This is a genomic window from Zhongshania sp. (genome assembly GCF_041623545.1).
GTDB lineage: Bacteria > Pseudomonadota > Gammaproteobacteria > Pseudomonadales > Spongiibacteraceae > Spongiibacter.
Map to the genome: position 1 here is coordinate 1 of NZ_JBFJWS010000173.1, position 6,695 is coordinate 6,695.

General features: G+C 50.1%; 6 protein-coding genes. 5 read left to right on the plus strand and 1 reads right to left on the minus strand.

What is annotated here, in order from left to right; translation table 11 throughout:
- The coding region (locus ABYT30_RS13515) for a cytochrome P450 (protein ID WP_373096975.1) at window positions 1–992 on the minus strand (992 nt) is incomplete at its 3' end.
- 293 nt (window positions 993–1,285) lie between these two features.
- Here ABYT30_RS13515 and ABYT30_RS13520 point away from each other — a divergent pair.
- From ABYT30_RS13520 to ABYT30_RS13540, 5 genes are all read left to right on the plus strand, one after another.
- A complete protein-coding gene (locus ABYT30_RS13520; RefSeq protein ID WP_373096977.1) occupies window positions 1,286–1,885 on the plus strand; it encodes a DUF1214 domain-containing protein in 600 nt (199 codons plus the stop codon).
- On the plus strand, window positions 1,882–2,403 hold the full coding sequence (locus ABYT30_RS13525; protein ID WP_373096979.1) for a DUF1254 domain-containing protein: 522 nt from the start codon (window positions 1,882–1,884) through the stop codon (window positions 2,401–2,403). Before ABYT30_RS13520 ends, ABYT30_RS13525 begins: the two co-directional genes overlap by 4 nt.
- A 140-nt stretch (window positions 2,404–2,543) precedes the next feature.
- A complete protein-coding gene (locus ABYT30_RS13530) occupies window positions 2,544–3,476 on the plus strand; it encodes an alpha/beta hydrolase (RefSeq protein WP_373077327.1) in 933 nt (310 codons plus the stop codon).
- 50 nt (window positions 3,477–3,526) lie between these two features.
- Window positions 3,527–4,672, plus strand: a complete 1,146-nt coding sequence (locus tag ABYT30_RS13535) for an acyl-CoA dehydrogenase family protein (protein ID WP_373077325.1) — start codon at window positions 3,527–3,529, stop codon at window positions 4,670–4,672.
- A 330-nt stretch (window positions 4,673–5,002) separates the two neighbouring features.
- Window positions 5,003–6,628, plus strand: coding sequence for an AMP-binding protein (locus ABYT30_RS13540; protein WP_373096981.1), 1,626 nt, complete (start codon window positions 5,003–5,005; stop codon window positions 6,626–6,628).
- The last annotated feature ends 67 nt before the right edge of the window (window positions 6,629–6,695 follow it).

The window sequence follows — 6,695 nt, forward strand, 5'->3', positions numbered from 1 at the left end:
AATACATCTTCATCGTGGTTAACCGCATGGTAATGTAATACGACTTTATCGCCTTTCTTTATATTGTATCCGTTCCATTCAATATCTTGGGTCGCCGTCCGGCGCATCGCAATAAACGCGGTGTTGTAGCGGAGCATTTCTTCAACGGCATCGGCGATATCTTCTGGGTGGTCGACGAGGTGTTGAAGCTGGTCTGGGTGTTCCATTAACAGGCGCATGCCATGGGCCGTTGCGGTGCGGGTACTTTCGTTGCCGCCAACCATAATCAATATAAACATCCAGGCGAACATTTCTTCGGTGACTTTTTGGCCGTCAACTTCACCGTTTAATAAGGCTTCAACAACCTGGCTAGTTGGGTTTGCGCGCTGCTTAGCGGCAAGCTCTGCGGCATAACCCATGACTTCAAAACTCACCGTGTTGGCTTCGTCGCGACTGGTGGCGAGGTCTGGGTCATCGGCGAAGGCCATGATGTTCGTCCATTCAAAAAACTGCTTGCGGTCTTCTTGGGGAACACCCAATAACTCGAGAATTGCCATTAAGGGCAGTTCTGCGGCGACATCTTCGACAAACTCACATTCGCCCTTGCTGGCAACACGATCAATAATTGCGCGCGCACTCTGACGCAGCCAAGTTTCCATATTGTTCACTGCTTTGGGAGTAAAGGCATCTCGAACAATTTTGCGGTACTTCATGTGCTTAGGTGGATCCATGGAGATGATGATGTTCTCCTGCATTATTGCTTGGATCTCTTTCTCGCTTTCGTGCACTTCCATTGGAAATGCGCCCTGCAAGTTTGACGAAAACAGGTCTGGGTTCTGTGAGACAAAGTCCAGTGCATCGCGCTTAACAACTGCCCAATACGGTACACCATTCTCCGGATCTTCCATGTACATCATTGACCCTTGCGCACGAATTCGAGCTAATTCTTCGTAGGGCATTCCATTTTGATAGGTATCCAAGCTCAGTAGGTTGGCAAAAGGGCACTGACTCATTTTATTTCCTCAACAATGTTGTCCATAAGGACGGTATTTATTCTTTATCGGCCAAACTCTTGGCGATGGTGCCTGCCAACCATATCAATGCTGGATATGATAAGGGAGGGAAAATTAGGTCAATACACAAGCCTAAACGGTCAGCTTCCATTAGGCGTGGTCTGTTTCCTGGGTTGTCAATTATGTTGCTTATGCGGCGAGTAGGCCTAGTCTTCCTTGGTTTGCACTCGCTAGGGTCTATTGTCTACTGCATAATATGAAGTCGATATTATAAAAATAAGGAATAAGTCGTAATGAAGGTAATTCGCTTGCTCGGGGTAGCGGTGCTAACTCTGGCGCTCTCGGTGTATTTTTTAGTACGTAACATCGGCAGTGGTCTTGGTGCTCTGAGCGTAGAGAATGGCAATTGGATTACGAACGTTAGCACCGGTTCGAGTGATGCCGGAATCATGCTAAAGGCGACCATCGCTATGGGCGGGCTGTTGGCCTCGACCCGTGAAAACTCCATGTATTACCGTTTAGACTCATTAGACGAAGAGCCGCTACGTCTGAATTGCCGCTATCGAATTGAAGGTATGGACTACGATGCCGATTGGTGGAGTATCACGGCCTACGGTTGGGACAATTTCCTGATGCCGAATCAGCAAAAGCGCTACTCCTTCAATAACGAGAATATCGTCCGCCGCGCAGATGGTAGTTGGGTGATTTATGTGGCCGCCGAGGAGCAAACGGTAAACTGGTTACCTGTCGGGCCTTCGGGGGCGCCGTCTTGGCGTAAGCGTTCAGGGCACGACTTTGATTTGTTGTTGCGACTATATACGCCCGGTAAGGCCTATCTTGAGGCGCCGCAATCGGCGCCCCTACCGACAGTTACGCTGGAGGGCTGCTCATGAAATTGCTTAAATGGTGTCTTGGTATTCTGCTCTGCGCCTATCTTGGTCAGTATCTGTTAGCACTTGTATTACCGAATCTTGTGATGGAGCTTCTCTACCAGCGAGGTGGCGTAAAGCAGGCTTACAACACTTTGTATATTAAACCGCGCGCGGACGAAACCAGCCGTGAAATCGTGCGGCCCAGTCCAGATCTATTCTATGGTAGTTGTATCTACAACTTAGCTGAAGGGCCGCTGTTGATTGAGGCTAAAGTGCCGGAGCGCTATTGGTCTATGCAATTTTACCAGATGAATACCGATAACTACGCCGGTATGAGCAATCGCCGCGATGAGCATTACCGCATTGGTACGCTCGTTAGGGTGATCTTGATCGGTCCTGGCAGCAATCCTAAGGACTACTCCGGCGAAGTGATACAGTCGCCGAGTCAGCGGGGCATTGTGCTGTTGCGGGCATCGGGGATAGGCGAACCCTCTGGCGCCATAGCGGCGCTTGAACAGAGCCGTTGCGGTCCGGTGTAGACCTGCCGTGCGACACATGCGGTCGTAAAGGCTTACATCAAGTAAAATTTGAGGCACTGTCATCGGGCGGTGAAATACGCTAAGTGATCGATAAAAAACACCCCACTTAGTGATGTTAGAAGATACGAGGATAAAAAATTATGTCGTCAAAACACCTGCTAGACCCTGAACTGTCCCCATTGCTTGAATTTTCACCGCCGGGTTTCACCTTTACCGACGAGATACTGCCCTGGTATCGGGAGCAACAAAGCGCGGCATTGGTAATGGGTGATGCTCAGGCCGCAGGTGTAGAGAGAACGGAAATAGAGGTCTCTGGCCCAGATGGTAATGTCCGTTGTTTGCTATACATTCCAGCGAAGGTAAATGGCACTGCTTACTTACATATCCACGGCGGTGGCTACATTATTGGCAGTGCTGCCGGGTCCGATGAGAATAATATCGCCGTTGCCGCCGCGCTGGGCATCGTCGTGTTGTCCGTGGACTACCGCCTAGCCCCCGAAGTATCCATACCTGGACCATTAGACGACTGCTATGCGGGTTTGGCGTGGCTGCATGAGAACGCGCACACGCTTGGCGTGGATCGCAAGCGCATTGCCGTTGGCGGTGAAAGTGCCGGCGGCGGCCTCGCGGCCGCACTCGCAATCCTAGCCCGCGATAAAGGTGAGTACGCAATATGTCATCAACAGCTTACCTACCCAATGCTGGACAACCTCACTGGTTCAGCAGGGCATGAGGGCGACCCCTTGGTGGGCGAGTTTGTGTGGACAAGAGCGCACAATCAATTTGCTTGGAAGCGTTATCTGGGTGATGCAGAAGCTATTGCCCCCCAAGTACCGGCGCGAGTTGAACGCTACGAAGGGCTGCCACCGACGTGGATTTTCACCGGCGCCCTCGACCTATTCAGAGATGAGAATATTCGCTATGCACAGAAACTACTGCAAGCCGGAGTGCCCACTGACTTTGTTATGTATGCGGGCGCCTGCCATGCCTTTCAAATAATACCTGGCGCGGCACTGGGTGAGCGGTATAAAGTGGATTTTTTGGCGGGTTTAGCGCGGGGCTTGGGCCTGTAGGTGCTGTGAAATATTGATTCGATCCGTCTGTAAATAACGAGGGAAAAGTAATGGCCGCGGCGAATAGTGAAGAACTTGAAATGTTTCGTGACATGGTTGTGCGATTCTTAGAGCAGGAGGTTGTCCCTGTTTACGATGACTGGGAGCGCGATCATTTAATGCCAAAGGCCTTTTGGCGCACAATGGGTGAAGCCGGCCTGCTGCTAGTAGATATGCCAGAACAGTACGGCACCGCGGGTGCTGAAGTTGATGTTTGCATGATGATTCAGGAAGAAATGTGCAAGCTGGGCTTTATTTCGCTGGCGAGTGGTTACGGCATACACAGTAATATCGTCGCGCCTTACATCAACAATATTGCCACTGAGCAGCAAAAGGAACAGTGGCTCCCGAAAATGGCCAGCGGTGAAACTGTTGCAGCGATTGCCATGACCGAACCGGGCGCAGGCAGCGATTTAGCAGGTATGCGCACAAATGCCGTAAAAGATGGCGATGAGTATATTCTCAACGGCTCTAAAACTTTTATCACTAACGGCGTACACGCCGATCTCGTGATTGTATGCGCAAAAACAGACCCGAGTGCGGGCTCTAAAGGTATCTCGCTGTTTTTAGTCGACACATCGCTACCTGGATTTTCTCGCGGTAAGAAGATCGAAAAAATGGGGCAGCATTGCAGCGATACGGCAGAGCTGTTCTTCTCGGATATGCGTATCCCCGCAAATGCATTGTTAGGTGAAGAAGGCAAAGGATTTATCTACCTCATGGAAGAGCTGCCTAGAGAGCGCTTGGGCTGCGCCACTCATGCGGTCTATTTGGCGGAGTGCGCCTTAGGTTTGGCGGCCAGCTATGTCAGCGAGCGGAAAGCTTTTGGCCAAGCGGTGAGCCAATTTCAAAATACGCGTTTTAAATTGGCATCTTGTAAAACTGAAATTGAATTATCTAAAGCCCTACTAGAAAAGTACATTGGTCTATTTAAAGAAGGCAGAATGACCACCGAGCACGCGTCAATTATTAAACTGGCATCGACGGAAATGTCACTGAAAGTCATTGATGAATGTTTGCAAATGCATGGTGGTTACGGATATACCGACGAATATCCTATTTCTCGTCTATACCGCGATGCTCGTGTGCAAACGATTTACGCTGGTACCTCAGAAATAATGCGTGAAGTTATTGCTCGGTCTGTTGTTGGGCGGTGAACTGCTCACTGGTATCGCCATGCTGCTTGCGTTGTTGTCGCCTCTGAAACACAGGCAATGTCAGCAGCTGCATAGGGCAGCTTTGCCACGCCTAGCTTTAGCGTCTGAAGGAGGTAATTATAAAAACGCATGAATTGGCACAAACTGTTAAGAGCTTGTCGCGTTCGGTAATGGTTTTGCGCTACCGCGGCTCTATATGCCAGTGGCCCTTATTTGATATTGATAAATGGAGATTGGGATTTATTCTTTCAGTTGCTATTCCTTGCGTTTCAATTTGATCATAATACAAAAAATCGCCTTCAATAAACAAAACAGAAAGGGCTCTATACTATGAACTATGCTACCGACCCTCGCTTCGATTATGCCCGTAAGCAAATTCAGGCAGTCAATGATGAGAATTACACTTCGGTGCTTGACCTGTTTGATCGGGCCTGCGCTGAATTTGCCGACCGAATTGCGTTTAGCTGTTTGGGGCAGGACGTTACGTTTCGTCAAATAGATGAGATGTCGCGTGATTTTGCCGCCTATCTGCGTAGTGATGCGGGCTTGGAACTTGGTGATCGCGTGGCGATTCAATTGCCCAACTTGATTCAGTATCCAGTAGCCGCTTGGGGAATTATCCGCGCCGGTTTGGTGTTGGTAAATACCAATCCACTTTACACCGAGCGAGAGTTGCGCCACCAATTTCAAGACAGCGGCGCCAAGGCGGTGGTGATGCTCAGCGACTTTGTTGCGGCAGCCGAAAAGGTGATTCCTGATACGGATATCAAACTGCTAATCGCCACTAATGTTTTTGACATGATGGAAGCGCAGCCCGCGCCGGAACATAATCTCGGCGCTTCAGTGACACTGATTACCTTGCCAGCGGCGATGGATCTCGGCAAAGGTAAGACACTGCCAGCGCTGCGTCCCACCTTAGATGATTTGGCAGTACTGCAATACACCGGTGGTACGACGGGCGTTGCCAAGGGCGCTATGCTCTGTCACGGCAATATTGTGGGTGGGGTCGGGCAAGGCCTTAAACACCTTGAAGATGACGAGGATGACACAGCACCACTGCTGATTGCCCCGCTGCCTATTTACCATATCTTTGGGTTTGCCTTATATCTCTGTTCAAACTTCGCCTTAGGCGGCCGCTCCGTATTAATTCCCGATCCACGCGATCTCGGGGGCTTGTTGGAGGTGATGAAGTCTGTACCGTTCACTGGATTTGCCGGGGTTAACACAATGTTTGTTGGCTTGATGGCAAATGAAAAATTTGACCAAGTTGACTGGTCAAGCCTAAAGAGCTCCATCGCGGGCGGCGCTGCACTGGTGCCAGATGTTGCGCGTGAATGGGAGCGCCGAACCAATTCCAAGCTCCTTGAGGGCTACGGACTTTCTGAAACCACGGCGACGTTAACGTTAAATGTGCCTTCCACGCGCCGTATAGGCAGTGTTGGTCAAGCCATGGGTTTTCAGGAAGTAAAGCTGGTGAACAGCGCCGGCAAGGTTGTTGCAGACGGCGAAGAGGGTGAGCTTTGGGTGCGGGGCCCTCAGGTGATGATGGGCTACTGGGGGCGTCCTGAAGCGACTGACGAAGCAATCGACCCAGAGGGTTTTTTCAAAACCGGCGATGTCGCCGTTAAACTTGATAAAGGCTTCTATAAGATCGTTGACCGAATCAAAGACATGATTCTGGTATCCGGTTTTAATGTGTATCCCAACGAAATCGAAAACGTCTTGTGCGGTCACCCTGACGTACTCGAATGCGCGGTAGTTGGCGTTAATGATGAACGTACCGGCGAAGCGGTAAAAGCTTTTGTGGTACGCCGAAATAGTAATTTGACCGAGGCCGTGCTTAGAGAGTTTTGTCGCCAAGACCTCACGGCTTACAAGGTTCCAAAATTTATTGAGTTTCGCGATGATCTGCCTAAATCCAATGTTGGCAAAATTTTACGGCGTGAATTGCGCTAATCGAAAAGGATTTAAACTGGTGGTGAAGCGTTGAGGGTGGGAATGTGTCCATTCTCTATCTGTAAAC